This window comes from Serratia sp. JSRIV004 (genome assembly GCF_019968705.1).
Lineage (GTDB): Bacteria > Pseudomonadota > Gammaproteobacteria > Enterobacterales > Enterobacteriaceae > Chania > Chania fonticola_B.
Map to the genome: position 1 here is coordinate 717105 of NZ_CP074140.1, position 25058 is coordinate 742162.

Sequence of the window (25058 nt, forward strand, 5' to 3'; positions counted from 1 at the left end):
TAAAATTAAAGCCCCCTTTATAGCCCCCAAATGTTTTTCGCTGTATTGGGGGGCGGTTTGCCATGAGGGAAACGCATCCATACCCCAATGCTATTTACCTCGTTCGCGCTAATTCATGGGGCCTTCTGCATATTGTCGGACTTGGCAGATAACGTTTAACTCAGCCAATAGCGACTATCTGTGAGAACTGAAACCCGGTAGCAGATACGACACTGCGCAGCGTTTTCAGCGTTGGATTACCTTTCGGTGAAAGCGTTCGGTAAAGGGTTTCACGAGAAACACCAGCCCTATCAGCTATCTGTGCCATTCCTCCTCGAGCCTCAACAACATGACGTAGTGCTGTTAGAAACGCTTCCTGTCCGCCGTCCTCATCGATATCAATAAACGCCTGGTGCAGGTAGTGTTGTACAAATCCAGGGTCTTCGCGCAAAAACTGTACCATCGCATCATCATGTAAACGGGATTTAGCCATCACATTACCTCTTCAAATAATCTTTCAGGCAGTCAATAGCCTAGTCTATATCATCGCTCTGGGCTTTCTTATCGCCCCCCAATAGAAGCAGTACAATTTCATTCCTGAGCAAGCTGTAGTAAACCCGATAACCTGGCCCCTGATCGATACGCAGTTCCCAGACACCATCGCGGCAGGGTTTGTGATCGCCAAAATTTCCGGCTCCCATTCGGTTCACCCTGGAAGCGATTTTTGACCTGGCTATCGGGTCACGTATCCCTTTTAAAAACTCCATATACAAATCACGCCCATCCGTCGTGAGGTAGTGCTTGATCACAACCATAGTAATATTGTAGCTTATAAGATACAATATGGCATTGTAGCTTTTAGGCTTTTCGCGTCAATGCCAAATTGTTTATTTTAACATGATACACCCGTAGTCTATGCAGTGACGATATTTTGACTAGACCCTGACAGGTAATACGCCAGGGTAATGTTTGGCGATGATATCGTTCATCTTGTCCATCAACTCAGGCTTTCTGAACGTCAGGTGCGCTGACCCCTTCATGAAATATTTGATTGAAAAGTACTCATCTTCATAAACCTCAGCTTTTTGCGGTGTAGCACGGATATGTTCATACAGCCGAGCGGTGACATCCTGCCGATTATCCGGTATTGCTTTCCCTTCCAACAGGAATAGCATCCGTTCAAGATCTGCCAACTGATCCCGACGATAACTGTGGTTCAGCGTAAATCCCCATTGGTTGTGACTCACCAAACTGTTGACGATCACTTTCTTGCCAAATTTACACGGGTGATTCGACTTGTAATCCCAGGAGAGCGATTTGAACACGTTGATCACGCCCCGCTCAAATACCTCGCCCTTGTCCCGATGCAACTGCTCGAACGTGCTGTAAATGCTCTCCCCGCTGATCGCCGGAATAGTATCGCCCTCCAGGTTTCTGTACCACTGGTCACGCGCCTGGGCATCCATGATGGAGAGCATTCCGGAGCGTTTCATCAGATCTCGCCATATACGGCGGTCGAGATTACGGCTGATCACGGGCATGGCTGTTTCGGCTTTCTCCATCAACCAGCAACCGCAGCGGAAGTCTTGTTTCATTGACCAGTCCCTTGCTACTCCACCGCCAATGCTGCTGGTGATGGCTGAGATATCCTCAAGCTGGTGAATAAGGGCTTCAATTTGTGCAAGCGCGGTGTTACGCCCTGTGACGATACGCTCAATACTGGTGGAGCAGATCACGTCGGTGTGATCGGTCAGAACATCGGGTTCGATAACGGTGCTGACTGCATAATTCATTGTCATTTCTCCATAAAAGTAAAATGCCCGCATCATGGCAGGCAAGGTGTCGTGTTCTGATATACGGTGAATGGCTTACTCGCCGCTCGTGTGCTGTGCTGTCTGATAAACAGCGATATAGACATGCCCAAAACTGCCCAACGTATCAGCCTGGCAGGTAAAACCGGCGTGCTGGACCGTGACGCAGTGCTGGCGGCGCTGGTCGAGTTCACCCGAGCGCAGACAGGTTTCCAACTGTTCAATCAGCACGGGGAAGGCGCTATTCAGCCCCTTGAGGTCGTTGGGTGAAAAGGTGCCAACCAGACCGGCGCGGTCAACCAGAAAATGCAGACGATTGCCCTGTTGCACCAGTCTGGCACCTAATCTTGGCGTGATAGCACAGTGCAGGCCCCAGATGGGGGACGGTGTGCTGTCTTCGTGGTTATCGGTATCGCTATCTTTCATTGTCGGCGTTCCTTAAAAGGCACAACGCCAGCGGGCGAGGCTGGCGTGTTGTTGGATCACAGAGGTTAATGGATGCTATCAGGCAAGGCGGCGAATGGCTGGGCTTCGCAAACCTAGCGCACTGCGGGCCCGTAGGAGATCGCCCCCGCTTAGGGTTGGGTCTTGTGCCATCAGGCTGAAACCGGGGCGATCAATGCGTACCAGATCAAATTTCTCCACCAGTTCGTTGACGGTCTCCCTTACGGTAATGCCATGTTCAATCTGTTGAGCAATCGCCTGGTCGTCGTGATAGGGCGTATCGTTAAGTTCCAGGCCATAGCAATGGCCCAGCAACCAGGCCAACAGTTGCTGGTATTCGATAAAGGTGGGATTGGCATGGGTCGGGGTGTGGGGGAGTTTGTTGATGGTCTTCATAAAGGGGGTTCCTTAACAGAGCGGAGAAACCGGTAACTTGCAGTGATAGCTCAGCCAGTAGGCGACTTTGCGCCATTGTTTCAGCGGAACGTCAGATTCAATCGTCCAGGTGTTGGGGCACTGCGTATTCGCCAGGAGCAGTGCGGCCATGACTAACCCGTGGTAGGGATAGCCTCGTGTATCGCAGCGGATCAAGGCATACGGTGTTTTACGCGGGTAAAGGATGAAAGGGTCACCGGCCAGGTGGCTGGCCCTTTCCCCGTTAAAACCGATCATCCCTGGCCCAATCAGGTTGTCGTCGAATTGATACAGGCGGTTGCCGGTGTGTTCACAGATGATGGGGGCTGTGGCTAAACCCAACGTGTCGGGGCGTTGGCACAGTTGCTGATAAGCGGCGGTGATGGCCTGGTATAGCCTTTGCCAGTCGTCTGATGAGACAGTGTTATGCTGCAGAAAATGGAATACGCCCGGCACGGGCTGTGTGCTCGTGTTCATGAGAAAGAGTCCTTTAAGAATAATGGGATAACGCGAGGGGGCGCGTTAGGAGTGGGCAGTATTACCAGTCGAAGGTGGCAAAGCCGGGCAACACGTCACCCAGGGCATCGATATGCAGGTAGCTCAATTGATGGCGTTTCATCAACGTGGTAACCAGACGGCGGCAGGCTCTGGAGAGCCCCAGCCGTTTAAGCCGCAACACCGGGGGCGTCCACGCCTCCAGCCTGAGCAGATAGCCCGTGCCGGTGTAGCACAGCCACTCGACGTCGCTGAAGTCGTCCTGGCAGTGGGAAAGCTGATAGAGCCGTTGATTGTCGTCTTCGGTGATGTGGGCCGTACTGCATTGCAGGCCGAAGCGTAACACAGGTATTGTCGTGATCATCGACACCCTTCCTTTATTACACCCCGTTGCGGGTAACGGCGTTGATGATGTGCCAATACCTTTTCACGCCATTCAGGGCTGATGACCGGAGCCATCGCCAGATAGCGTTTGGGGCAGGAATAATAGTAAGGGTGCACCGATTCATCCATCGCCTTATAGCCCCAGCTTCCGGCTGACCCCTGCATCAGGGTGCAATGAATGACGGTGTGAGAGGTTTTGGTGGGGTTTTTGGGGGTACTTTGAACAACAGACCACAGAACATTGCCCCGTAATGCATGCGCCAGCGTCACATGTTGATAGTGTTCGGTGTCGTCGGTTCGGATCAGTGCCGCGATCAGCTCACGGCGAGAGCGGTGCGAAAATAACCAGCCCATAGAGAATGTCCCTTATATAGAATGGTAGAAAGTGGCTATCAGCAAGGCAACCAGCCACGCTCTGCCAGCGAGAGCGGTTCAGAATCCCCGACGATCAGGTGATCCAGAACACGGATATCGACCCATCCCAGTGCACTCACCAGGCGATCCGTCAGTGTGCGATCGGCATTGCTGGGTTCGGTGTCACCGGACGGATGATTGTGGCTGACGATCACCGCAGCGGCCTGGTGGTGTAATGCCCGGATCACCACTTCACGAGGATAGACGACGGTGGCATTGAAGGTACCGACCGAGAGCGTTTCACTGGCGATCAACCGGTGGCGATTGTCTAAAAACAGCACCATAAAGCATTCACGGCGTTGAGGTTGCAGATGGAGCTTGAGCCAGGTTTTCACCGCCTCCGGGGCGTTGAACGTATAAGGGCGGTGTTTAAGCTGGGTTTCGAGTATGGCCAGTGCCTGGCTGACAATCTGTTGCTGGTTGGTGGTGAAGGGCGGTGGTGGTGTAAGCAGTTGGGGGTGTTGCATGGGGAGACCTCGTTTCAGTCAATCAGGGCGAAAATGGCACGGCTGTCGGGATGTTGCAGTGCGTATTCCCGCAGGCGGTAGAAATGTTCGGTCATTGCCTCGCTCTCGGTACGGCAGGCGTGGTGACTGTAGGCCATCAGGCAGGCGGTGATCCCGGCTGCGTGTGCGCCCATCTCAGCCCCGTTGCCGTTGAGGAGGTTGAACAGTCACCAGGGCTTATCGTCTTCGGTTTGTGGAGCGATGAATACCCCACCGTGACTGAGCGTGTAAAAATCCCACATCCCACCGTGGTAATCGGCACACAGGCGATCCAACCAGTTGAAGACGTGGGTCTCTAGCAGGAACCATCGCGGTACGCTGCCAAAATGCTGTTGCCAGAAACGGGAGCGTTGGTGGTCTGGCACCAGCGTAGCGATCAGTTCGCTGGTCTGAGGGATTGCTGTAGAAGGTGCAGAATGTGTATTCATGGGAAATAGCCTTTTGAATGAGATACATAACAAAACAGGCCCCACCGGAAAACAGGGGAACCAGTCTGGACGGGGTGTGGTAACGGTCAGTGAGTGCTTACGGGGGACTGTGGTCGGGTTATTGCGGCAGAGTGAAAATCAACCGCAGTTCGGCGCAGGATTGGGCATAGCCATCCACGTCAACGCAGGCTGGCCAGTGACCTTCTTCCTCAGCCAACCGGCACAGGCTGCGCTCACCGGGGCGGTAGCAAAGATGGTTGCACCAGGCGCACAGATCGTCATCTGATATCGAACGGCTACCGGGGTGATTGTCCAGCGGCAACGGGTGCCACTCTGCCTGCCGCGCGTCAGCGGGAACGTGTTGCATCAGGCCACTGCCTGCTTGAGCTGCTCCGCCATAACCCACAATGCGCGGTTTAGCTTGATGTCGCCATCAATCCCGTTGACCGCGCGGGTCTGTGCCCGTTTGCCGGTGGCGCTGCGACCGGATAATCCGCCTTTGCTGAGATTTTCTTGCAGCCTTTGGAATGTTGTCCACAAATCATCTTTCTTATCCTCCCAACGCCGGGGCATCAGGATTTGGTTTTCGGTAACGGGGTGATGTTCTTCGCCGTAACGGTAGGTCAATACGGCGTGCGCCAGGGCGTGCTGATGCTCGGGGGTCAACGTTAACGCCAGCATCCCTTCGCGGCTCTCTTCTATCCGGTCAAATATTCCCAGTACCTCGTATGCTCCTTCAATCACTTTATCTACAATCTCGGTCCCTTTGTGCGGCACACGAATCTCACCAAAACTCTGACCACAGACCAGCCCGTTCGAACAGATCTGTCTGTACCAGCCTGGCAGCATCTGGTAGCTGCTGGAGCCATCGTGACTGTTGAGCAACACGATTTCCTGCACCTCTTTTTGAGTGATTTGACCCGAACGACGCAGGCGCATAAGATGCTTGGTGTGTTCACGTTTGCCCGGATCGCGAACACGGGTCTGGCAGGCAAAGAACGGCTCAAATCCTTCTTCACGCAACCGTTCCAGCAAGGTGATGGTCGGGATGTAGCTATACTTTTCGCTGCGTGAAGCGTGTTTGTCGTCACCCAATACGCTGGGGGCGTAATGGGCCAATTCATCAACGGTTAACGGGCGGTCGCGGCGAACGGAATTCACCCGACCAAAACGGGAGGCTAAACGGGTCATGGTTAATTTTTCCTTATTCGGAGACTAAAAACAAAAAGGCCCCACCGGCAAAAACCGGGGAGCCTGTCTGGACGGTGTGGGGAAAATTTCCCGGGTGTTAACGCAAAGTGGATCAATGGTGCAGTGGTGTCACGTGGAGCGATGACACCGGCCTCGGCCTAACGCCGGGACTTATTCTGACGTGCATTCGACGGCAGTCTGGAGCAGATAGTCAGCAAAGTCCGGTCTCTGGATGACGCGCACGTCACGCCCCCATCCCTCACCGTATCTGGCGGTGATTTTGTTGTAGGCGCAGTCGCACATCGCCGTATTGCCCTGCGTCTTGTACTCTCGCATGAATTCGCGTTTTTCAGGGGCATCGCAGCCCGCTAGGGTGCAGAGCACGAGCAGAAGAGGCCATGTCGTTTTCATGGCTATCGTCTCCCGTAATACGCCAACAGCAGCCCGGCAATGACGCAGAACCAGATAATCCCGCCCAGAATATCACCCAGGGCAGGAAACCAGGCCACGGGCCAAATGAGCCCCTGGCCGATGGCGTAGCCCAGACCACGTGATGCCTGTTCCCCCCAGAATGCTTTATAGACGGTGGTGACAAAACCCAGGAAAAAATAGAGTCCCCAAAAACCTTTCATTAAATTCTCCTTTAAAGCGTAATCAAACCCGGCGCAGGCCTGGCAGGTGGCACCGAACCGACTTATTCGTTCGGTGGTGAATGAAACGGCAGTAATACCTCACGGATAAAACGGTAGTGAGGCAGCGCGGCAACAAAATGGGTGTGGGTGATCAGGCTATCGACTGCCTGACAGGGGACGTAACTCTCTTTGGACACAATCACTGCATCAATGTCATCGACAACAATCACCGCGATGCGCCCCTGCCATTCGCCCACCAGATACCAGTGTCCGTCGTGAAACATCAGGCGGTAAGGTGCGAGCCGCTCATAACGGCACGTTGGCGTCAACAGCAGTACCCGGTGTCGGGTGGCGATGGTGTCAACCAACGTGGCAAAATGCGCTGAGACCTGGCTGGCGTGATGTAGCTGAAAAATGGTTGGCCAGGAAATGCAGGGAGAGGCACCATCAGCTGACAGCAACGCCTTGATCATCTGACTGTCGAGACCCGGCAGCAGGTCAATGATGCCGATACGTCTCGCAAACGCCAGCACGTCTTTCTCGGTATGGCGCTGACTGACGCCTGAGGCGAGACGGCAGAGACCCTGCTGGTATTCCAAATCCAGATAGACCAGCCGCTCGCGAAAATCACGACGCAAGGTCCGCAGGGAAACCCCAAACTCGCTGGCCAGGTTGCGGACATTCAGGGTATCACCGGCCAGTAAGCGGCTGATGATCAATGAGAGCCTGACCGCCAGACGATCATGCCGGGGCGCTATTTGGGGCATTGAGAGGCTCCATCAACGATCTGAAAAATGAGAACCACTGTAAAGAAGGGGGCGGTCAGGGTATGGACACACCGGAAAATATTTTTACAGCAGGGTGATCACCGGAGTGGTGCGACGAACGAGGGATTTCATGCATGTCGGCATCGAATTGTCGTGGACAGGGAGTGGCCACAAGGCCGTTTCCTGCCACTAATCGAACCATCATCAATACTCCTGTAAAAATGCGTGAGACTGCCGGATAGGCGTGAGCCGACAGCAGAAAAAGAAAATGGCCCGGCCTGAGAGGCCGGACCGCAGAGGGATGCACGGGGTCAGTCAGCGTTTACCGGGGGATGCAGCGCGTTACCCGAAAAACCAGCCCCAGACGGATTTAGCCACCTGCCGGACGGTATTGTTGACCGACTTGACCAGCGCTTTGACGGGGGTGGGCAGCGGCACGGTGTCGATAACCCAGTCGATGAGTTCGCTGACGGTGTCGCCAAAATCGTCGCGGGCTTTGTCGAGTACGGTGTCGGTGCGGTAGGTTTCGCGCAGTTGAACGGTCACCGCACTGCTGGCCTCCTTTGGGAGCGCGGTTACCAGGGCCTCCACCAGGTCGGGCAACTGATACCCCGTGGCAGCACTGACGACCTGAATGTGTGCTGGCGGGACCTGAAAGTGTTGGGCAATCGCCTGGACCTTGCGTTCAAGCGTGTCCCACTGGCAGGCAGAGGGTTGCTGCTTCACCCGGTCCCACTGGGCCACCGGCTCGACCTTGTCGGCCTGATTGACCACAAACAGCACCGGCACCCTGGGGTTTGTGGCGTTCAGGAGTTGGTGGTAGACGTGCTCATCCACCGACAGGGCACGGTCATCGGCCTTGATGACCCAGAGTATCAGGTCAAGTTCGGGCAATAACTGCTGGTACAGCGCCTGGTATTCGGTGTCACGCGCCCGGCTTTCACCGACCCCGGGCAAATCAATCAGCGTCAGTGCATGGGCCCCAAAGGTGAGTTGCAGCCGGGTGGCGGCACGGGTACAGGCATCGACATCACTGACCGCGCAGGGGTCACCCCGAAACAGGGCATTGCACAGGCTACTTTTCCCGGCACCGGTTTTGCCCATCACGCCAATCACCGGCTGATACTGCACCACCTGCTGCAGGCGTTGCATCAGTCGTTCACGCACGGCAGCGGGCAGGAGCGAAAGATGTTCATGGAGTACGGTGACCCCGGAACGTTGTGTTGTCATGGCGGGAACCTTGAATAAGAGACAGACCTACGGCGAGAGAAAGGGGGCCACCGATGGCCCCCTGAGCAGAGGACGCTACGCGGGCTTAAGGCCGCCAGACGCCCCATTCCTTATTGGTTTTAGGGTCAAGCAGGTCTGTCAACCCGGCTGGCACCGGACAACGGCCTTCACCGGCATAGCAAATCTCGGTGCCTTCATCTTTCATGTTGGTCCAGTTCTCGTCACTGCCCAGATTGCCATTGGCGGCACTGTTGATGGCCCCTACATCGCCTTCGGCAAAGCAGCCCACCGCCGTGTTGGGCTGGTACTTTTTCGGCACCTGCAGACAAAAGGCATTTTTGCCGTCGTACTGGAAAATGACGATGCGGGGCTGGCCGTCGACCACCTGGTTTTGGGCCAGCGTGGTGGTGGTCTTTGCCTGAGCAAGGGGGGAGAGAATGGCGAAAGCCAGCAGGGTCAGCGGGATAATCGGTTTCATGATGAGGTGTCCTTGTGTGTTATCGAGAGGGCTTCTCGATACTCATGTTGGTAATATAGATGTGAGAAATCATTGAGTTATAAAGATTCCCTTTGGGTTCCACGTCCCCACATCGTCCCCAGCATAAAACGGCACGGGAAGCGACCACGGCAAAGAGAGCGGCTCATATTATTGATCGTTAATATCGATCAATTCATTAATATTGATCTGTGTAGGCTATCAATGGTAAATTGCATCGCCGACAGGTAAAGGCTGTTCGACATCCGTGAACAAGACGATTTCTGCAGGGTTCCAGGACAATGACCTATGACAATAACGCCTCCCCATTCCACCGTATCGACTGGGCCCGACCAGCCCCGGTTGCCTGACCAACGGCTCCCCAACCGGTTGCTGCACCGTGAGCAGGTCCAGCGCATCCTGGTTATCAAACTGCGTCATTTGGGGGATGTCCTGCTGACCACGCCGTTGCTGGGTACGCTGCGGGTCAATTACCCCAATGCCCTGATTGACGTGCTGGTGTATGACGGTACACAGGCGATGCTGGCGGGGAATCACGACATTTACCTGACCTATACGGTTGACCGGCGTCTCAAACACCAGGGCGTCAAGGCGCAGTATCGGGGGGAGCACGCCTTATGGAACAGCCTGCGCAGCGCGCGCTACGACCTGGTCATCAATCTGTCGGACCAGTGGCGGGCGGCACTGTATTGCCGTTTTCTGCAACCGGCCTTCAGCCTGGGTTTTCGTTATCCCACGCGTAACAACCGGTTGTGGCAAGCTTGTCATTCCCTGCTGGTGACAGTTGATGGCCATAAACAACAGCACACCGTGTTGAATCATCTCGACATTCTGACGCCATTGGCCTTACCCACCCAGGTTACTCGCGTGAAACAGGCCTACCGGCAATCCGATATGGATGAGGTCGACCGGCTCAGCCAGCGCCATCACCTGACGGATTTTGTGCTGCTCCACCCTGCGGCCCGCTGGGCATTCAAGACCTGGTCAGTGAAGGGGTACACGCAGGTTATCAATCACCTCACCGCCAGAGGAGCAACCGTGGTGTTGACCGGGGGGCGTTCCGTTGAAGACGTCACCCTGGTCACCGCCATTCTGGCAGGCTGTACCCAACCGCAGCAGGTGGTCAATCTGGCGGGTCGCCTGGACCTGCCTGAGCTGGCGGTGTTGATGGACCGGGCAATGCTGCTCATTGGCGTGGACTCGGTACCGATGCACATGGCCGCGGCCCTGCAAACACCTTCCGTTGTGCTGTTCGGTCCCAGTAATCTGGCGCAATGGTCGCCCTGGCAGGCGCCGCATACCCTGTTGTGGGCGGGCGATTATCGCCCGTTGCCCGACCCTGACGACGTCGATACCGATACCCCGGAACGTTATCTGGAGGCCATTCCGGTTGAGGCGGTCATCCGTGCGGTGGACCATCGACTCGCCATTCTGGCGACGTCGGCTACCGCCCCTGCGGCGCAGTGACTGACACCACCTTTAATTCACCTTGATAGAAGCCCATCACCATGTCATCGACAAACTTGTCCGCAGTCTCTTCCTTTACCCCAAGCCGCATTCAGTGGTTTGGCCTGACGGCATTTTTACTCGGGGTGTCCCTGCCGACGTCCAACGCACTGATGAATATCGCGTTGGGCATGGTTGTAGTCTGCCTGCTGTGGCAACGGGATTATCGTTACGTGCTCCCCCTGCTCAAACAGCCCCTGGTCTGGTTGCCCGCCTTGATGTTTGCCCTGCTGGCGCTGTCGTTGCTAACCCAGTACCACGACTATGGTCCGAAGATGGTGGGCAAGTATCAAAAGCTGCTGTACGTGCTGCCGCTGGCGCTGTTCTTCCTGACTGACCGCCAGTTACTGACCCGGTTTATCAACGGCTTTTTGCTGTCCAATGCGGTGATATTGGTCATCAGTCTGGTGTCCGGTATCGGGCATGTCACGCTGGGCGGTCTCGACCCGCAGAACCCTACGGTCTTCAAGTTGCAGATAACCCAGAACGTGTTTATGGCGTTCGCGGTTCTGGTGTGGTTGTCCCGAGCCTTCGCACAATCCGGCCTCACGCGCGCGGGCTATGGCGTACTGGCCGCGCTGGCAACGGCCAATGTGTTGCTTATGGTTCAGGGACGTACCGGCTATGTGGCGTTGTTGGTCGGGGTGGGCGTCTGGTTGTTGTTGACGTTACCCGGTCGGCAGCGTCTCGGGGTGTTGGTCTGCGGTCTGCTGGTGACGCTGGCGCTGGTGTTGATTCCCAATCGTGCCACGGAGCGCCTGGCATTGGGTCTGCAGGAGGTTCGCCACTGTGTGCTGGCTCCGGCTGAACGGGCCTATCAGGCCTGTGACAACTCGATGGGGCAGCGAACGGCCTTTGCCCGTGAGGCGTTCCGGCTGATAAGACAGGCTCCCCTGTTGGGAAACGGGGCCGGGAGTTTCTGGTACGGCAATGCCCAGACCGGCTACAGTGTACATAACCCGCACAATGAATATCTGCTGGAGACGGTCCAGAACGGCCTGCTGGGGCTGGCGCTGTTTCTGGGCTGGATGTGGTGCTGCCTGCGGGCGGCCTGGCGTCAACCGGTCGCCTGCCGTAACCTGTGGGTGGCCATTCTGGGCAGCTATATGGCCTGCCACCTGTTCAATTCGTTCCTGCTGGACTCAGCCGAAGGGCATCTGTTTATGGTCATCGCGGCAAACCTGGCGAGCTTGACGGTAGTCAGGCGAGAGGCCACGGTTCCATGAAGCGTATTCTGATAATCCGGATGGATTTTCTGGGGGATATGGACCGTACCACGGTATTTATACCGGCGATGAAGTAACGTTGTCCCGCTGCAGACATCCCTGTTCTGGCGAACAGGGACAATCAGGATGCGTTGCTCAATAACCCGGCAGTGACGCAATACCATACCTATGTCTACAGTAAATACCGTGAGCGCAACCCTCGGCCTGGCAGGCTGGCTGCACTCGTTGACCGGCTAGCCCTGATTGGGCGTTTACGGCGATGGGGTTTTGATTTGCGGGTCATTCCCAACGGCGGGATACATAAGAACAGCATTCAGTTTGCCCGGCAACGCAATGTCAGGGATTGTCGCTGGCATAACGCCGTGACCGCGTTTGATGGCCGCAATCCGCAGCACGTCGCCAACCGGGCACTTCGCCACGAGGCCCTCTCGGGGTATGCACGGGTGCCAGAGCTGGGTCAGATGCAGAGTAGCGCACTGCGGTTGCAGGTTTATCCGGCACCTGAGTTACAGGCGAAGTGGCATCGGTTATACGGGACACGCACCCGCACCCGGTGCCGTATCGGGCTGTTTATCGCCAATAAATCGCCCCAGCGTCGCTGGCGTCGTGAGAAATGGTGTCAACTGGCGGCCACCTTGAGTCCTGCCATGGATCTGTTTGTTTTATCTCCCCGACAGAACCGCCGATCGCCCATATTGACGCACGTTATCTCAGTACGCCGTCAGTCAGGGAACGGGTGGCGGCAATGAGCTTACTGGATCTGGTGATATCGGCGGACTGTGCCCCGATACACCTCGGTTTATCCCATAACCACACGCAATGCAGTGCTTTTCACCCTGGTAATGACTCTGGTACAACGCGCAGTACCCTGTGCGTAATACGATAGGTGCTGCAAGTTTTGCGCAACGCCGCGTGCTTCGCCTCGGTTTTCACCCGTGGATCCAGATTTGCACAGTTCATCAGCGTTGATTGCGGGACCGTCCGCTGGTCATGCTCGAACCACGGGCCACGCCGGGTATACCCCACTTGCAATATCAGCTGATAACCGCAGGATATGCAGGTGAGCACGCCACTGCCTCTGTTGATGGCCTCTTTAATCGTCACAAAGTGTCCGACGTTGTCATTGGCCAGGTAACATTTCAACATGCGCATACGGTGACCTCCGACGGGGGGGACGGCTGTGTTGATCGGTATGGCTAATCCGTGCGTCAGGGGCGGTCTGGGCTGTTCTAGCCCCGGTCAAGCGGCCATGGCCGTCCAGCGTGATAAAGGATTTCATATTATTGGTTCTCTGCACACCCTTACGCGCAGGGGGTGCCCGTCCCTGTGTTCGGGCACGAAGGGGAAATGAAAGTCAGCTCAACAAGCGAGGTCAAGCAGCAGGTGGCTTGCGGGATAGCGACTATCGTCACCGACGCGCGTTGGATTGAACGAACATTGATGGCCAGGCGGTGCGGTTGAGCTTAGGCATGGCCTGCCTTACGAGGACGCCCCACCGCCGAACGCTCGGGAACGTCATTGCAACCGAAGGGGAAGAGCATCCCCTCTTTCTGCTCAACTTTGGCAAGGTAGCTTAACACCCGCTTGATATTGGTAATGCTTGCTGGCGCGTTGTAACACACCGGGATAGTGATATCCGCCTGATACCTCTCTTTAAAGTCACAGCGATGAAAGCCACCGTCCTGTTGTGTTATCGCTTTCCAGAATGCCATGGCTTTCTCAGCAAAGGGAAAGGTGCGTTGCGTCGCATGGCCATCCAGCCAAAATACGACGTGTGCATGAAATTTGTGATCAACGGTCCACTCGATGACCCAAAAATACCCCACAACGGCGCTCAGACGCTCCATTTCAGTCATCAATAGCCTGACGTCACTTTCAAGCTGACGGTGCCGCTGCTGGCCGTACCGGACGGTATTTTTTTGATAAGACAGATCGACGCGCAAGGCTAACAGACGGGAGTAACGGTTTACCAACTCATCGATGTGTAAATTCAATCTGTGGCTCAAGAACCAATCAAGGCTCCAGGTTCGATTGAATGGGCTTGTGTTACGCATGGGATCAACTCCTGGGTTCAAAATCGTCAGCGTGGGGGGGAGGACTGGGCCTGATGAGGTCGTGTGGGGGGAAAAGGGGGCATCACCGTTGATTGCAGAAAGGATGGTACGCGCGCACTCAACGGCGAGAAGGTGGCTGTCAGCGCCAATACGGCACCTGGGACGCTTACAGCGACACGCCCGGTTCTTTATTGCACCCCGTGAGGCTTACCCGGTTCAACAGAAGGTGCATATCATCCTCGTCGGAGCAGGCGACCGCAGGGCTGAACGGGTAAAGGGGCGACTGCTGCCGCCCTTCAAATTAACTGGCGACCCCAAGTCCGATGTGCAACGCCAAGCCGCCTTGGCTCTGCCAACGGCTGCCCCCAAGCCTGTCCCTCCCCAAGGTACTGCTCAGTGCTCCCTGAAAGCGCTGTAAAGCCCTCTTCGGGACAAACTGGCGTAACCCATACGAGGCATAGGGCACGGCTTTCCAACGCCCTGGCGATGGCTTGACGCTGGCTACACTCCCCCCGTTATCGAACGGGACGATATGGCAGACACGTCGGACCGGGCAGCGCCCTTATCCGCATTGTTGACCACACGGGGGGCTTTAGGCGTCAGAACGTAACGCAACCATCACCTCTACGGTAACGCCCCCTGACTTCGCTGAGGCGTGTATAGCTCACGGCGCAGACATACAGGTAGGCTGACAGGAGCTGCTCTGGACTCCACTCCCCGCCCAGAACAAACCCACCTCGGGCATACACACCTTTTTGCCGAGGCTTGCCGTCTGACTTCACGGGGGTTAACGCCAAACCCCTGCCAGTCTCGCAGCAGCGCAATCAGGTATCCGTGTGAGCTACGGGTGAAATTAACAAGGGTAGCGATCGGGGTTATGCCTACACCCTGGATCAGCGGACTAAGTCTCAATATGCGAGAGGAGAGTAAGCACACACAGTGACTTCAAGGCTAGGTAAGTAAGCTGGGTAACTGGAGTACCAGACTCGAGTGATCAGGCTACTAGAAACTAGAGTGAGCAGAACTCTAAAAATGGAGTAAGTAAAATACTAAAACTGGAGTGCTTGTTAATTAAATTAAAAAACCCAAATTAATTTCACTTCAACAATTGACATCTGAGTGATTTGGCTAAACTCAGGTAAAATAGCCGATGGAGGTCTCACTTCCTTGAGACTCTGATTCGCTCCTGCACCCATTGCTCCACCTCACTCTTCAGCCAGCGTGAGCTTCTGCCCAATTTGATAGGCCTGGGGAACGCCCCCTCGCTGATAAGTTTGTAGAACCACTTATCGGTCAGCCCGGTAAAGTCGGTGATGAAGATCATACTCACCAACTGGTCGTTGGTCAGGTCTACGGTGTTGTGCATGTTGATGCCCTCTGAAATCGATTGGATTAGAGAGAACACGGTGAGGATCCCTGTTTGATTTTCTATCGAGGTCACCGGACACCCTGTTCGTCATGGCATTCCTGACCGGCGTAAAAAATCTTAGAATCAGCTCATCACTTTTGCACTTTCACTCACTGCGGTTACCAACGCATTTTTTTCACCTGGTTGCTGATCGGAGCACTAACGTGGGTACCAGGCCATGGCTAAATGCCCCCCACCGTCGGTTATTACCCTTGACCCAATGTTAGCGATATACGCAATTTTCACGTCATCCGGCACAAATAGAAACATAAGCGTTGACGAACAATCCAGGACGGAACGGTGCGAGTCTATGGTTAGATGTTCTACGAAAAACGTCGGTTCGTCACGCTGCAACATCATGACCGTGGCACAGGTATGCGATCTCGATTTCCGGAATTTTTTTACGTACTTTCACGTAATAGGTAACGTAACCTCCCCCCCTGTTGTTGAGCCCCGCAGGTGGCTCCTATGATCTAAAAGTGATCGAGGCAAGGAGGGAGTCAAGACAACACCGTAGGCAGCCGTCAGAGTTCCCTAACCATCAAAGTGCTTGACAAAAACCAAACTACAAGTTATAATGTTACATTATAACCAATAACGCCGAATAATCATTAGCCAATATGCAACAATATTCTGGCAACACAGTGAACATGAGAAAGAAATCATCCCAGACGGAGTCGGTAAACGGAAAACTCGCTGGGCACTATCATCGGGTATTTATGCGTAACCCCGACATCAAAAATTTTCACTTCGGATTTTATCTGACTCCTGTACTGCCAGAAGGGTCACACCTGAAACGAGCCCGGTTTCTGAACGATAAAAGTGGTCAGGTCACCCACGCCAAACGGCTTAAGTCTGTATTGGGAAAATTCAATAACAGTTACAGAAACTGCAGAATTGGTACTGTCATCACCGGTTATTCATGGGTGTTGCTCGCTGAACGGTTTGGTGAACCGTATGTCGATATCATGTTTTTTGTCTCAAAAGCAGATCGCACGGTGGAGAACGGGGGGAGGTTGGCAGACTTATGGATGTCACTGGCAAATCCCAACAGGCAGCAACGTAACCGGAAAACTGAACCGGAGGGTAAAAAGTTACTTGAGAGCGGTGCAGTAAATTTTGCAGCCGTATTGAGCTACAACCTTGCGTTACCCTTTTTGGCATTAAGTCGTGGTGATCATCCTTATCTTCAGGAATTCATCGATGCAGACAGTGACCAAGACAGTGACCCAGGCAGTGGCAGTGACCGAATGCCGCTTTATGCTACACCGATGCGAAGAATACGAACCGGTGGTAATGACCCTCATCGCCATTCTTTGCTGGTACTTCCCGGGATGCGAAGCGTAGGGGGATCTGAACATAAACGTGCCAGGAGAAAGAAGGTCATTGTTTAGAGCGAGCCGCTGTTACCGAGGGTAAAAGCACCTACTATAACTGCAACCAAAAAAAAGAGACGTATGCAAAACTCGGTATTGGGAGGATCCATTACCGTGACACCGACAAACGTAAGGTGTTGGTCGAAGTCGCTTCCTATCTCACCAAACCCCATAGTGACTCCAGTCCCCATCTCCCTGCTTGCACACGGTCCTTTGGCCGGGGCAAAAGGCCCCGGGGTAGTGAGCCGCGTGGGCGCAAGCGGCAATCGGTAGAAGCCACCGGCAAGGTGAGTCACCAGCGCGGCCGATTCTCGTCCCTGTAGCCACTGTACAATACGGCCTCATGGATTGGACTCCGGTACTTTACCGCCGTTAATGCCTGAACCCCGCGTTGGCGATGCATATCGGCTTTGCCTCTGAGCTCTGCTCGGTGTACCGTTTCAGACAGGGTTGTGCTCCCCTAAGTCGGTGGATCCGTTGCTACCCTGCACCTATGGCTTAAAGAGCACACTTCTCACTGGGAAAAGAGCTTGACGGTTTACCGTTCAACGACTCGATATCCTTAAACGCGATCACAGCATCACTCTTTCTACGGTCACTTATTCACTCGATCAATCGATCACGGTATCTCTCTCTACGGTCACGTTGCTCTCTGTGACTGATCGGGAACTCTGGCGGTTCCCTACGATGTTGTCTTCCAACCCCGATCTTATTAGATCATAGGAGCCACCTGCGGGGCTCAACAACAGGGGTTGAGGTTTCGTTACATATTAATTGAATGTACGTAAAAAATTACCGGTAAGGAGACCTCTGACCGTTAGCCACACTGCCGTCAGTCGGTACCGGCAACTACGCCAACACCGGCAGGGGCGCGTTGATAGGGCCAGGATCACAGTGGCATGGGCGTCAGCCCACTGTAGCTTCTTTCCCGTAACGCTTTAGTCACTGGTCGACACATTCGCCCTGAGCGGAAGGCACCGGCCTCCACCCGCTATTCTGCCCGCTCACGTCCCCTGCGTTTTTTTATGTACACCTGGAACCCTGTGTAGCCTCCCATACCGAGGGGGCATAACAGGAGTACGACGAATGCCACTATCCCCGTTGGAACAACCAAGCCCGCCAACCGTTACCGATACACCGCTGACCAGACTGCAGGCAATACTGCTGCACCGCTTGACCCGATTGGGGGAAAGCCGCGCCAGAGGGCGATTTATCGTCACGGGCAATCGGGAGACGGGCCATATCCGTATCAAGTCGACCGACGAAGCGAGTGATCGCTTGTTATGGTCAATCAGAATGTGTGTTGATGCCCGCCATGCACACCCGACACTGGCCCTGTTTAATCGCTATCGTGCGCTATTTCCCCTGACGCTCACCCCAGACTACAGCGAAGACGCCTATTGGCGTGCAGCACAGCTCAATAACTTCTTGCGGGGCTTTCGGGAGGACTACCGGTCCCCAGCGCACCAGCAGGCGCTGGAACGTTACGACTGTAATTGCAGTGAACACACCGCCTGGAGGTGAATGCAGCCATCCAGGCAGATTTTTTACGTACATCACCCTCCCTGTGTAACCATCCATACCGAGGTGGCCTAACCGGAGTAGAACACCATGCCTTCATCCTTATCATCATCAACCACGCGGTCCCCGCAGGCCGTTGCATCGACCGACCCGCAGTTTGACCCGGATCGTACTTTCAAGGCACAGCAGGCATTACTGCTGCGCCGCCTAACCGAAATGGGGGAACGCCAGATCGTGGGGGGCGGTTTTTACGTGCAGGAGGACGACATCACCGGCAGCAGGCGTGCGCTTCCCAGGGGCGAGGTGGCCAATCGCTTGTACTGGTCGTTGCTGATGGTCGCCCGTACCCCGGCATTGTGCGTTAGCGAGCACCCGACACTGCGGCTGTTTGTGCACTGTCGGACGTTGTTCCCGTTCAAGCTGAATGAGGAGGAGGAAGACGCGCGCGTGCGGGCCGCACAACTCAATAACGTTATACTGGGCTTCAGGGAAGCCTTTAGAGCTCCCGAGCATCGGCAGGCGTTGGTCCGCTACGACCGGGATCAGGCCTGGCAGCGGGTCATGGATGAGGCCTGGAACGAGGAGCCTTTCGATGCAGTTTAAAAGGCTGCGTGAAGCGTGCGATAGCCACGGGCAACGGGTTCGGGCTGAAACTCTACCGCCGGGTGGCACCATGCCCTGCTACTGTGATGATTGCCACAGTCGATTGGTGCTGCGCGTGACGCATACCGAAGGGCGATACTTTGAACACGACCTGGCGCGTGCAGACCCCACATTGGCCAAGGATTGCCGCCATCGCCTGACGCAGAGCTCCCCACGCGCGTCCTCTGCCGTTAAACAGGCGTTTGCCCCCGTCCTGGCGAAACTCGCGCCCACAGATTACTTCTGTGTGCGCTGCGACAAGGCCTATGTCGGGTTGAAAACCTGCCCCTACTGTAAAGCGCATCACTACACGACCGAGGTCGCGTTACGGGGGCCGGAATAAACGGGTGGGGTAAAACGCGGTTGATGCCTGATTGGCAGACTCTCAGCACGGGGCCTGGTGGCGGTTCAACCCTGTTCGCCGACTCCAGGTCCGGCGTCGTGGGTAACAAAAGCGGTGGACGGCTGTGCTGTCTGGATGGCGGCACAGCAAGCCCCCCCAGCAAGACTGAAGTTTTGTACCTAATGCGCTGTTGCAACCCCCCTGAATTGTCCACCCACATCCGATGCATCGCTTCCATACCAGAAGCCGCCATTGACGATTATCCGAGACTGACCGCATTACGTGTCACACGGTGCTTAGCCATCCCAGTATGCTGCGCCATGCAACGACGTGATGCAGTTAAGGTTGTCAGAGGGCGTGGCTTACCGGGGGATTGTTCTCAGGCCTGTTCGTCAATCAGCACAACGGGGCCTGGCTGGATGCGTTCGGCAATGCTGTACACCAGGGCGCAGAGTTGTTGCTTGTTTTTTGTGCCGGTGTGATAGTGGTAGGTGATATAACCGTCGTCGTCGACAAGCCGTAGGGCAGGCAAAAACCGCTTCTGCTCCATTGCATCGTCAAGTTGGCTAAGCATGATGGTCGACGGCTCGCGTAACCCTATTCTCACAGTGTATGTCTGCATCGGTTAGCGGTTGCCTGTGGCTGAAAAAAAAACCAGCCCCTTAATAGGGCTGGTAAACTGTGACACACATGAGCAATACGTAGGCTATTGGGATTGTGGGGCACCAGACCTGAAAGATCACGAACAGCCGTTGCGCAGTTTACCGTTTTCTGGTGCATTAACCATTCCCCCACGACAATCTTTATTCAACGCATCATATCCCGCTGGGTAGCGAGGCTTTCAGGTTGAAAAAAACAAAGGTTGGAGAGCCTGGCATGGAACTGCTCTGGGCACGCGCAGCTTGGGGCCTTTGCAGCATCGGAGTACACCGCTGGAGTCTGACGATAGGAATGTGCCGTTTAGGGGGGCACTGTTCCCTGTAAATTGGCTTCCGGTTATTGTTGGTCATTGCTAAAGTGAACGAGGGGCGCTGACGGGAAACCTGCATGATTGAACGTATTGAGTATCAGGTTGAAAAATACAGCTTCGCGGAAATCGACGAGACGCCACGCATCAGGCAGCAGTGGGCTGAAGTCATTCAAGAATGCCGCGAGGTTCATGCGGGGAGTACGGAACGTTTGCGTATCGCGTTGCTGAATGTGGATTATGTCACGAGCTTTGAACTGCCCTTTCGATTATTGCTCATCCGCACCCCCCAGCTAATCGACCGATTGCGTGATGACTTACAACTTGGCCAGAAAACCGCCGTGATGAACGGCAAAAGCCGGGGGCAGGTTTACAGTCTGGGGGCTGATTTGAGTGATGTGCCCGATGCATTCCGCTATCGTCTTTCAAGCCGTATTCGCCGAGTGCAGGTCAAGGGGGCTACAGCCGTTCCCTACCAGCAGATAGCCAGGCAAACCAAAGCGCCCCGCGAACGTCTCCGGTTAGCGTTGGAGGCCGGTTTACAAGTCAATGCGCTGGATGGTCTTTTCTGGCTGGGGCTCCAGCGTATCGCCGCCGATGTTTTAAAACTGAGACAATCCGGCATGGCGATTGCCACGTCAGAGGTTGAGGTTGTTGACACACTGACCGGAACACAGAGAACCGTTGCTGCGTATCAACGCGAGTCGTACCTGTCAGCGATTCAACCAGAGCCTATAATTGATTGACGGGACAGGTCTGTAAATAATTAGCCGCTTCAGGTTGTCGCACCGTAGAAACAGCTTCTCCGGCCTTGGGGCGGTTATGCTGAGTGACCAGGGTACATTGTTCAGTGGTCTGAGGGAGGCGTGATGCTGTATGTTGAAGTGAGGCTCGATAAAAAGAAAAAGTGGCCAGACGGTGCAGCATCTACCCTGGCCGTTGAACTGAATACGCGTCTACGCCGCCAATTTTCAGCCGTCGAGGCCACCGTGCGTTTAGCCAGGATGAATGGGTTATCGGTACGTGGGGGAACTCCGGCAGACCGAGAATGTGTTGAAGCGATCTTGCAAGAAACGTGGGAAACAGCGGATGAGTGGTTCCAGCCAGATTAGCTCATTGACCACGGACAGCAGGGATTGTGGGCAGCAGCACTGTGAGCGCCCCACAGCGTTCACCTTTCCAAACGGTGCAACTGGTCTGCCTCCTGGTCAATATTCGACGCGGTTTGACAGCCAACAGCCTAAAAAAACAGGCTATCCCCTACGGCTGACAATGCGGTGTGATATGGTTCACTAACGGCCAGTATTAAATCGATGCCAGTGCCGACGGTACACGGTTTTTAACTCTACCAATTGCAGGCAGCATTCACGATGGGCAACGATCTTTGAACTAGAGACATCATCAGCACAAAGAACCAGCACCAGCAATCCCTGGCGAGCGGCATGGTACGGGTAACAGCGTCACGACCGCCAGCCCGTTGACGTCAGGATCGCGTTGATAGGGCAGGTGACATTGTTCCAATAGCTCAGGTACCGCACTGATATCGCCAGCAAAGCGCAGCGCCATCGGCGTCAGCAATTCTCCGGCATCACTGTAGCTGCTTTCCAGTAACGCTTTGACCGCATAGACTGTGCGGTTTGTCTCCGGCGTTAATTCAAGCTCTGCCCATTCTTTGGGTAAAACCAACTCGTTACGCCAGCCGATCGCTTTGAGGGTTTCGATGCAGTAGGTCAGCCGGAATAAATCATTTTGCTGTGCCAGCACGCCGCTGGTCGAGCGGTACAGGTAGTCCAGCTTGTGGGGGAGCTTGGCCGCAAAACCGTATTTCTTGCCCAGAGCCAGCAGCCAGCTTACATCCGAAGCCACGGACTTGGGGAAACGCTTCTGCTTCTGGGCTGCGGTCGGCCACTGCATCAGGAAAAGATGCTGTTGCAGTTCAGACTGTGCCCGCCCCTCTTGCTGTGCCAGACGTAACGCCACCAACGCGCACCAGGCGAGACGCGCTGTTTCATGGGAAGAAATCTCTGTACTCAACGGCCACTCCGCAAATGAAAAAAGTGCCCTGACTCCCTGCATTGAGGTGGGCGGTACGATTTTTTACACACTGGCACCATAAATTGCAAGTAAGCCTCCAACAAAGGCCGTATTGACTGGGTCGGGTAAGTTATTCTGTTGGCAGTGTTATACGCCACGGCAGTAGCTCACTGACCCGGTTTATCGGCCAGTCGGCGATCACATTCAGCACATGACGGAGATAATGCTCCGGATCGACGCCATTCAGGCGACATGTCCCCAGCAAGCTGTACAGCAACGCCCCTCGCTCACCTTCGTGATCCGAGCCGAAGAACAGGAAGTTCTTGCGCCCCAGACTCACCATCCGCAAAGCATTCTCTGCGATGTTACCTGAATTAATAATGTCCAATAAAACACATTAATAAAAATTGATTATGTAAAAACCTGTTTGTTATATTAAAAAATCACATGCGTATCTGAAATTTCTGCATTTTTCGGCTTTACACTGACTTCCGGTGCCACGTTTTTCTAGTGGGCCATGTTTTGCATTTTTCGCCCGTTGTTCTAGGGTGTTTGTGCCACATCTGACTGATGTAGTTGTAGTTGTAGTTGTAGTTGTAGTTGTAGTTGTAGCGTATCTGATATATCCCGTCGTTCTGTATTGACCTCAGATTGCCTGTGCATATTTCAGATTTACTTTTTCTGAACGCCTGGAGAACAGATGAATAATTCCTACCAAAATGAAGTACCGAAAGCACGCGTTAATATTAAATTGGACCTGCATGTCGGGGGCGCACAGAAGAAAATTGAATTACCGTTGAAATTATTGGCGGTGGGTGATTACAGTAATGGGCAGGAACACCGGCCATTATCAGAACGAAGCAAGATAGATGTCAATAAAAATAATTTCGATAGTATTTTGAAAGAGTTACAACCTACATTAGCCCTCTCGGTGCCTGACACCCTCGCCAATGATGGCAACGACACCGCCGTCAACCTCAGTTTCAGCAGCATGAAAGATTTTGAGCCTGAACAGGTAGCTCGTCAAATCCCGCAACTGCGTGCCATGTTGGCGATGCGCAACCTGCTGCGTGACCTTAAATCCAACCTGCTGGACAACCGCACCTTCAAACAGGCGCTCGAAGCCATCCTGCGCGATGAGGCGCTGAGTGATGAACTGCGTGCTGAACTGGCGGCGTTAGCCCCACAAGACCGTTAATGGCCCTGGAATGATAAAGGAGATGCTGATGTCTGTACAAGAAAATACCTCTGCGGGCGCTCACGCCACGGCGTTAGAAACCATGCCGGAAAAAGAAGCCCCTGCCGCGCAGGGCGTGTATGCCACCCTGTTTGAAAAAATCAACCTCAGCCCGGTTACTCACCTGAGTGACCTCAACATCTGGCAGGATAACCAGGCGATGTCCGATGCCAGCGCCGATGAGCGAGTCACCGCCGCGATGCAGGTGTTCCTGGAACGCCTGAAACAATCTGGCACCCAAGTCGACAAGTTGGACAAAACCCTGCTTGACCACCATATCGCTACCCTGGACGAACAAATCAGCCGTCAACTGGATGCGGTGATGCACCACACTGATTTTCAGCGGGTAGAGTCGTTGTGGAGAGGCGTGAAGTCACTGGTCGATAAAACCGATTTCCGTCAGAACGTCAAAATCGAATTACTGGATATTTCCAAAGAAGACTTGCGTCAGGATTTTGAAGATGCCCCGGAGATTAGCCAGAGCGGTCTTTATCTTCAGACATATGTTTCAGAGTATGATTCGCCGGGCGGTGAGCCGATTGGTGCGGTGATTTCTGCTTACGAGTTTGATGCGTCTGCTCAGGACGTGGCGCTGATGCGCAGTATATCAAAAGTGTCTGCGGCTGCCCACATGCCATTCATCGGCTCTGCGGGGCCACGATTTTTCCTCAAGGAGTCGATGGAAGACGTTGCCGCGATCAAAGACATTGGCAACTACTTTGACCGCGCCGAATACATCAAGTGGAAGAGCTTCCGCGAAACGGACGACAGCCGCTATATCGGCCTGGTGATGCCGCGCGTGCTGGGTCGTTTGCCGTATGGCCCGGACACCGTGCCAGTGCGCAGCTTCAACTACATCGAAGAGGTGAAAGGCCCGGACCACGAGAAATACCTGTGGACCAACGCCTCGTTCGCCTTTGCGGCCAACATGGTGAAGAGCTTCATCCAGAACGGCTGGTGTGTGCAAATCCGTGGCCCACAGGCGGGTGGTGCGGTGCAGGACCTGCCTATCCACCTGTACGATCTGGGTACCGGCAACCAGGTGAAGATCCCGTCTGAAGTGATGATCCCGGAAACCCGCGAGTTCGAGTTTGCCAACCTGGGCTTCATTCCGCTGTCGTACTACAAAAACCGCGACTACGCCTGCTTCTTCTCCGCCAACTCGGCACAAAAACCGGCACTGTATGACACGCCGGAGGCGACGGCCAACAGCCGCATCAATGCGCGCCTGCCGTACCTGTTCCTGCTGTCCCGCATAGCCCACTACCTCAAGGTCATTCAGCGCGAGAACATCGGCACCACCAAAGATCGCCGTGTGCTGGAGCTGGAGCTGAACACCTGGGTACGCGGGCTGGTGACCGAGATGACCGATCCGGGCGATGACCTGCAGGCTTCTCACCCACTGCGTGACGCCAAGGTGACGGTGGAAGACATCGAAGACAACCCGGGCTTCTTCCGCGTCAAGCTGTATGCCGTACCGCACTTCCAGGTGGAAGGCATGGACGTGGACTTGTCGCTGGTATCACAAATGCCGAAGGCTAAGGCATAAGTGG

31 protein-coding genes and 3 pseudogenes are annotated in these 25058 nt (G+C 54.7%); 11 read left to right on the plus strand and 23 right to left on the minus strand.

Annotated elements, in window-relative coordinates; genetic code table 11:
• Positions 1 to 160: 160 nt before the first annotated feature.
• The 17 genes and pseudogenes from KGP21_RS03340 to KGP21_RS03420 all read right to left on the minus strand — a co-directional run bounded on the left by KGP21_RS03340 (position 161) and on the right by KGP21_RS03420 (position 9173).
• A complete protein-coding gene (locus tag KGP21_RS03340) occupies positions 161 to 472 on the minus strand; it encodes an addiction module antidote protein (RefSeq protein WP_223497973.1) in 312 nt (103 codons plus the stop codon).
• Positions 473 to 512: 40 nt separating this feature from the next.
• Positions 513 to 794 carry a type II toxin-antitoxin system RelE/ParE family toxin gene (locus tag KGP21_RS03345; protein WP_223497972.1) on the minus strand — a complete coding sequence of 94 codons (282 nt, stop codon included), beginning with the start codon at positions 792 to 794 and terminating at the stop codon, positions 513 to 515.
• A 120-nt stretch (positions 795 to 914) separates the two neighbouring features.
• Positions 915 to 1772 (minus strand): DUF4942 domain-containing protein, encoded by an 858-nt coding sequence (locus KGP21_RS03350; RefSeq protein WP_223497971.1) that lies wholly within the window; start codon positions 1770 to 1772, stop codon positions 915 to 917.
• 75 nt (positions 1773 to 1847) lie between these two features.
• Positions 1848 to 2216: a type IV toxin-antitoxin system YeeU family antitoxin gene (locus KGP21_RS03355; RefSeq protein WP_223497970.1), complete on the minus strand. Its 369-nt coding sequence runs from the start codon at positions 2214 to 2216 to the stop codon at positions 1848 to 1850.
• Between the two features lie 78 nt (positions 2217 to 2294).
• Positions 2295 to 2630, minus strand: coding sequence for a TA system toxin CbtA family protein (locus KGP21_RS03360; protein WP_223497969.1), 336 nt, complete (start codon positions 2628 to 2630; stop codon positions 2295 to 2297).
• A 12-nt stretch (positions 2631 to 2642) separates the two neighbouring features.
• Positions 2643 to 3125 (minus strand): hypothetical protein, encoded by a 483-nt coding sequence (locus tag KGP21_RS03365; RefSeq protein WP_223497968.1) that lies wholly within the window; start codon positions 3123 to 3125, stop codon positions 2643 to 2645.
• Positions 3126 to 3186: 61 nt separating this feature from the next.
• Positions 3187 to 3507 (minus strand): DUF5983 family protein, encoded by a 321-nt coding sequence (locus tag KGP21_RS03370; protein ID WP_223497967.1) that lies wholly within the window; start codon positions 3505 to 3507, stop codon positions 3187 to 3189.
• Positions 3504 to 3881 (minus strand): hypothetical protein, encoded by a 378-nt coding sequence (locus tag KGP21_RS03375; RefSeq protein ID WP_223497966.1) that lies wholly within the window; start codon positions 3879 to 3881, stop codon positions 3504 to 3506. The genes KGP21_RS03370 and KGP21_RS03375 overlap by 4 nt, the downstream gene beginning before the upstream one ends.
• Before the next feature lie 38 nt (positions 3882 to 3919).
• Complete coding sequence (gene radC / locus KGP21_RS03380) at positions 3920 to 4408, minus strand: DNA repair protein RadC (protein ID WP_223497965.1); 489 nt, start codon at positions 4406 to 4408, stop codon at positions 3920 to 3922.
• A 14-nt stretch (positions 4409 to 4422) separates the two neighbouring features.
• Positions 4423 to 4875, minus strand: a pseudogene (locus tag KGP21_RS03385) (antirestriction protein).
• A 118-nt stretch (positions 4876 to 4993) separates the two neighbouring features.
• Complete coding sequence (locus tag KGP21_RS03390) at positions 4994 to 5242, minus strand: hypothetical protein (RefSeq protein WP_223497964.1); 249 nt, start codon at positions 5240 to 5242, stop codon at positions 4994 to 4996.
• On the minus strand, positions 5242 to 6066 hold the full coding sequence (locus KGP21_RS03395) for a DUF932 domain-containing protein (protein WP_223497963.1): 825 nt from the start codon (positions 6064 to 6066) through the stop codon (positions 5242 to 5244). Before KGP21_RS03395 ends, KGP21_RS03390 begins: the two co-directional genes overlap by 1 nt.
• 171 nt (positions 6067 to 6237) lie before the next feature.
• Positions 6238 to 6477 carry a hypothetical protein gene (locus tag KGP21_RS03400; RefSeq protein ID WP_223497962.1) on the minus strand — a complete coding sequence of 80 codons (240 nt, stop codon included), beginning with the start codon at positions 6475 to 6477 and terminating at the stop codon, positions 6238 to 6240.
• Positions 6478 to 6479: 2 nt separating this feature from the next.
• Positions 6480 to 6698 (minus strand): hypothetical protein, encoded by a 219-nt coding sequence (locus KGP21_RS03405; protein WP_223497961.1) that lies wholly within the window; start codon positions 6696 to 6698, stop codon positions 6480 to 6482.
• A 62-nt stretch (positions 6699 to 6760) separates the two neighbouring features.
• Positions 6761 to 7465: a WYL domain-containing protein gene (locus KGP21_RS03410; protein ID WP_223497960.1), complete on the minus strand. Its 705-nt coding sequence runs from the start codon at positions 7463 to 7465 to the stop codon at positions 6761 to 6763.
• Positions 7466 to 7807: 342 nt separating this feature from the next.
• Positions 7808 to 8695, minus strand: coding sequence for a GTPase family protein (locus KGP21_RS03415; protein ID WP_223497959.1), 888 nt, complete (start codon positions 8693 to 8695; stop codon positions 7808 to 7810).
• 85 nt (positions 8696 to 8780) lie between these two features.
• Positions 8781 to 9173: a hypothetical protein gene (locus KGP21_RS03420; protein ID WP_223497958.1), complete on the minus strand. Its 393-nt coding sequence runs from the start codon at positions 9171 to 9173 to the stop codon at positions 8781 to 8783.
• 306 nt (positions 9174 to 9479) lie between these two features.
• Between KGP21_RS03420 and rfaQ the strand changes: the two genes are divergently transcribed.
• The 3 genes and pseudogenes from rfaQ to KGP21_RS03435 all read left to right on the plus strand — a co-directional run.
• Positions 9480 to 10658, plus strand: a complete 1179-nt coding sequence (gene rfaQ, locus KGP21_RS03425; RefSeq protein ID WP_223497957.1) for a putative lipopolysaccharide heptosyltransferase III — start codon at positions 9480 to 9482, stop codon at positions 10656 to 10658.
• 41 nt (positions 10659 to 10699) lie between these two features.
• Complete coding sequence (locus tag KGP21_RS03430; protein ID WP_223497956.1) at positions 10700 to 11923, plus strand: O-antigen ligase; 1224 nt, start codon at positions 10700 to 10702, stop codon at positions 11921 to 11923.
• A pseudogene (locus tag KGP21_RS03435) lies at positions 11920 to 12722 on the plus strand (glycosyltransferase family 9 protein); the annotation flags it as partial. The gene KGP21_RS03430 and the pseudogene KGP21_RS03435, both read left to right, overlap by 4 nt.
• 32 nt (positions 12723 to 12754) lie before the next feature.
• Here KGP21_RS03435 and KGP21_RS03440 read toward each other — a convergent pair.
• From KGP21_RS03440 to KGP21_RS03450, 3 genes are all read right to left on the minus strand, one after another.
• A complete protein-coding gene (locus tag KGP21_RS03440; RefSeq protein ID WP_223497954.1) occupies positions 12755 to 13075 on the minus strand; it encodes a zinc-ribbon domain-containing protein in 321 nt (106 codons plus the stop codon).
• Positions 13076 to 13386: 311 nt separating this feature from the next.
• Positions 13387 to 13977, minus strand: a complete 591-nt coding sequence (locus KGP21_RS03445; RefSeq protein ID WP_223497953.1) for an inovirus-type Gp2 protein — start codon at positions 13975 to 13977, stop codon at positions 13387 to 13389.
• 1159 nt (positions 13978 to 15136) lie between these two features.
• Positions 15137 to 15343 carry an AlpA family transcriptional regulator gene (locus tag KGP21_RS03450; RefSeq protein WP_223497952.1) on the minus strand — a complete coding sequence of 69 codons (207 nt, stop codon included), beginning with the start codon at positions 15341 to 15343 and terminating at the stop codon, positions 15137 to 15139.
• Between the two features lie 692 nt (positions 15344 to 16035).
• Between KGP21_RS03450 and KGP21_RS03455 the strand changes: the two genes are divergently transcribed.
• The 4 genes from KGP21_RS03455 to KGP21_RS03470 all read left to right on the plus strand — a co-directional run bounded on the left by KGP21_RS03455 (position 16036) and on the right by KGP21_RS03470 (position 19267).
• The gene (locus KGP21_RS03455; protein WP_223537231.1) at positions 16036 to 16779 is read left to right on the plus strand and encodes a hypothetical protein; all 744 of its coding nucleotides are present in this window, start codon (positions 16036 to 16038) and stop codon (positions 16777 to 16779) included.
• A gap of 1068 nt (positions 16780 to 17847) precedes the next feature.
• Positions 17848 to 18285: a hypothetical protein gene (locus KGP21_RS03460; RefSeq protein ID WP_223497950.1), complete on the plus strand. Its 438-nt coding sequence runs from the start codon at positions 17848 to 17850 to the stop codon at positions 18283 to 18285.
• An 87-nt stretch (positions 18286 to 18372) separates the two neighbouring features.
• A complete protein-coding gene (locus tag KGP21_RS03465; protein WP_223497949.1) occupies positions 18373 to 18885 on the plus strand; it encodes a hypothetical protein in 513 nt (170 codons plus the stop codon).
• The gene (locus tag KGP21_RS03470; protein ID WP_223497948.1) at positions 18875 to 19267 is read left to right on the plus strand and encodes a zinc-ribbon domain-containing protein; all 393 of its coding nucleotides are present in this window, start codon (positions 18875 to 18877) and stop codon (positions 19265 to 19267) included. Before KGP21_RS03465 ends, KGP21_RS03470 begins: the two co-directional genes overlap by 11 nt.
• A 379-nt stretch (positions 19268 to 19646) precedes the next feature.
• Here KGP21_RS03470 and KGP21_RS03475 read toward each other — a convergent pair whose 3' ends face one another.
• The gene (locus KGP21_RS03475) at positions 19647 to 19889 is read right to left on the minus strand and encodes a hypothetical protein (RefSeq protein ID WP_223497947.1); all 243 of its coding nucleotides are present in this window, start codon (positions 19887 to 19889) and stop codon (positions 19647 to 19649) included.
• 425 nt (positions 19890 to 20314) lie between these two features.
• On the opposite strand from KGP21_RS03475, the gene KGP21_RS03480 reads away from it, so the two are divergent.
• Both KGP21_RS03480 and KGP21_RS03485 read left to right on the plus strand, forming a co-directional pair.
• Positions 20315 to 20980, plus strand: coding sequence for a DNA-binding protein (locus KGP21_RS03480; RefSeq protein WP_223497946.1), 666 nt, complete (start codon positions 20315 to 20317; stop codon positions 20978 to 20980).
• Positions 20981 to 21103: 123 nt separating this feature from the next.
• Positions 21104 to 21346 (plus strand): DinI-like family protein, encoded by a 243-nt coding sequence (locus tag KGP21_RS03485; protein WP_223497945.1) that lies wholly within the window; start codon positions 21104 to 21106, stop codon positions 21344 to 21346.
• 289 nt (positions 21347 to 21635) lie between these two features.
• Here KGP21_RS03485 and KGP21_RS03490 read toward each other — a convergent pair whose 3' ends face one another.
• Positions 21636 to 22268 carry a DUF2913 family protein gene (locus KGP21_RS03490; RefSeq protein WP_223497944.1) on the minus strand — a complete coding sequence of 211 codons (633 nt, stop codon included), beginning with the start codon at positions 22266 to 22268 and terminating at the stop codon, positions 21636 to 21638.
• A 130-nt stretch (positions 22269 to 22398) separates the two neighbouring features.
• Positions 22399 to 22635: pseudogene (locus tag KGP21_RS03495) on the minus strand (transposase domain-containing protein); the annotation flags it as partial.
• 333 nt (positions 22636 to 22968) lie between these two features.
• Between KGP21_RS03495 and tssB the strand changes: the two are divergent.
• Both tssB and tssC read left to right on the plus strand, forming a co-directional pair.
• Positions 22969 to 23466, plus strand: coding sequence for a type VI secretion system contractile sheath small subunit (gene tssB, locus KGP21_RS03500; RefSeq protein WP_223497943.1), 498 nt, complete (start codon positions 22969 to 22971; stop codon positions 23464 to 23466).
• A 22-nt stretch (positions 23467 to 23488) separates the two neighbouring features.
• Positions 23489 to 25054: a type VI secretion system contractile sheath large subunit gene (gene tssC / locus KGP21_RS03505; RefSeq protein ID WP_223497942.1), complete on the plus strand. Its 1566-nt coding sequence runs from the start codon at positions 23489 to 23491 to the stop codon at positions 25052 to 25054.
• Positions 25055 to 25058 lie beyond the last annotated feature (4 nt).

Excerpts from the sequence above, each read along its gene's own strand:
- KGP21_RS03340 (WP_223497973.1), bottom strand. The coding sequence starts at position 472 with ATGGCTAAATCCCGTTTACATGATGATGCGATGGTACAGTTTTTGCGC.
- KGP21_RS03345 (WP_223497972.1), bottom strand. The coding sequence starts at position 794 with ATGGTTGTGATCAAGCACTACCTCACGACGGATGGGCGTGATTTGTAT.
- KGP21_RS03350 (WP_223497971.1), bottom strand. The coding sequence starts at position 1,772 with ATGAATTATGCAGTCAGCACCGTTATCGAACCCGATGTTCTGACCGAT.
- KGP21_RS03355 (WP_223497970.1), bottom strand. The coding sequence starts at position 2,216 with ATGAAAGATAGCGATACCGATAACCACGAAGACAGCACACCGTCCCCC.
- KGP21_RS03360 (WP_223497969.1), bottom strand. The coding sequence starts at position 2,630 with ATGAAGACCATCAACAAACTCCCCCACACCCCGACCCATGCCAATCCC.
- KGP21_RS03365 (WP_223497968.1), bottom strand. The coding sequence starts at position 3,125 with ATGAACACGAGCACACAGCCCGTGCCGGGCGTATTCCATTTTCTGCAG.
- KGP21_RS03370 (WP_223497967.1), bottom strand. The coding sequence starts at position 3,507 with ATGATCACGACAATACCTGTGTTACGCTTCGGCCTGCAATGCAGTACG.
- KGP21_RS03375 (WP_223497966.1), bottom strand. The coding sequence starts at position 3,881 with ATGGGCTGGTTATTTTCGCACCGCTCTCGCCGTGAGCTGATCGCGGCA.
- radC (WP_223497965.1), bottom strand. The coding sequence starts at position 4,408 with ATGCAACACCCCCAACTGCTTACACCACCACCGCCCTTCACCACCAAC.
- KGP21_RS03390 (WP_223497964.1), bottom strand. The coding sequence starts at position 5,242 with ATGCAACACGTTCCCGCTGACGCGCGGCAGGCAGAGTGGCACCCGTTG.
- KGP21_RS03395 (WP_223497963.1), bottom strand. The coding sequence starts at position 6,066 with ATGACCCGTTTAGCCTCCCGTTTTGGTCGGGTGAATTCCGTTCGCCGC.
- KGP21_RS03400 (WP_223497962.1), bottom strand. The coding sequence starts at position 6,477 with ATGAAAACGACATGGCCTCTTCTGCTCGTGCTCTGCACCCTAGCGGGC.
- KGP21_RS03405 (WP_223497961.1), bottom strand. The coding sequence starts at position 6,698 with ATGAAAGGTTTTTGGGGACTCTATTTTTTCCTGGGTTTTGTCACCACC.
- KGP21_RS03410 (WP_223497960.1), bottom strand. The coding sequence starts at position 7,465 with ATGCCCCAAATAGCGCCCCGGCATGATCGTCTGGCGGTCAGGCTCTCA.
- KGP21_RS03415 (WP_223497959.1), bottom strand. The coding sequence starts at position 8,695 with ATGACAACACAACGTTCCGGGGTCACCGTACTCCATGAACATCTTTCG.
- KGP21_RS03420 (WP_223497958.1), bottom strand. The coding sequence starts at position 9,173 with ATGAAACCGATTATCCCGCTGACCCTGCTGGCTTTCGCCATTCTCTCC.
- rfaQ (WP_223497957.1), top strand. The coding sequence starts at position 9,480 with ATGACAATAACGCCTCCCCATTCCACCGTATCGACTGGGCCCGACCAG.
- KGP21_RS03430 (WP_223497956.1), top strand. The coding sequence starts at position 10,700 with ATGTCATCGACAAACTTGTCCGCAGTCTCTTCCTTTACCCCAAGCCGC.
- KGP21_RS03440 (WP_223497954.1), bottom strand. The coding sequence starts at position 13,075 with ATGCGCATGTTGAAATGTTACCTGGCCAATGACAACGTCGGACACTTT.
- KGP21_RS03445 (WP_223497953.1), bottom strand. The coding sequence starts at position 13,977 with ATGCGTAACACAAGCCCATTCAATCGAACCTGGAGCCTTGATTGGTTC.
- KGP21_RS03450 (WP_223497952.1), bottom strand. The coding sequence starts at position 15,343 with ATGCACAACACCGTAGACCTGACCAACGACCAGTTGGTGAGTATGATC.
- KGP21_RS03455 (WP_223537231.1), top strand. The coding sequence starts at position 16,036 with ATGAGAAAGAAATCATCCCAGACGGAGTCGGTAAACGGAAAACTCGCT.
- KGP21_RS03460 (WP_223497950.1), top strand. The coding sequence starts at position 17,848 with ATGCCACTATCCCCGTTGGAACAACCAAGCCCGCCAACCGTTACCGAT.
- KGP21_RS03465 (WP_223497949.1), top strand. The coding sequence starts at position 18,373 with ATGCCTTCATCCTTATCATCATCAACCACGCGGTCCCCGCAGGCCGTT.
- KGP21_RS03470 (WP_223497948.1), top strand. The coding sequence starts at position 18,875 with ATGCAGTTTAAAAGGCTGCGTGAAGCGTGCGATAGCCACGGGCAACGG.
- KGP21_RS03475 (WP_223497947.1), bottom strand. The coding sequence starts at position 19,889 with ATGCAGACATACACTGTGAGAATAGGGTTACGCGAGCCGTCGACCATC.
- KGP21_RS03480 (WP_223497946.1), top strand. The coding sequence starts at position 20,315 with ATGATTGAACGTATTGAGTATCAGGTTGAAAAATACAGCTTCGCGGAA.
- KGP21_RS03485 (WP_223497945.1), top strand. The coding sequence starts at position 21,104 with ATGCTGTATGTTGAAGTGAGGCTCGATAAAAAGAAAAAGTGGCCAGAC.
- tssB (WP_223497943.1), top strand. The coding sequence starts at position 22,969 with ATGAATAATTCCTACCAAAATGAAGTACCGAAAGCACGCGTTAATATT.
- tssC (WP_223497942.1), top strand. The coding sequence starts at position 23,489 with ATGCTGATGTCTGTACAAGAAAATACCTCTGCGGGCGCTCACGCCACG.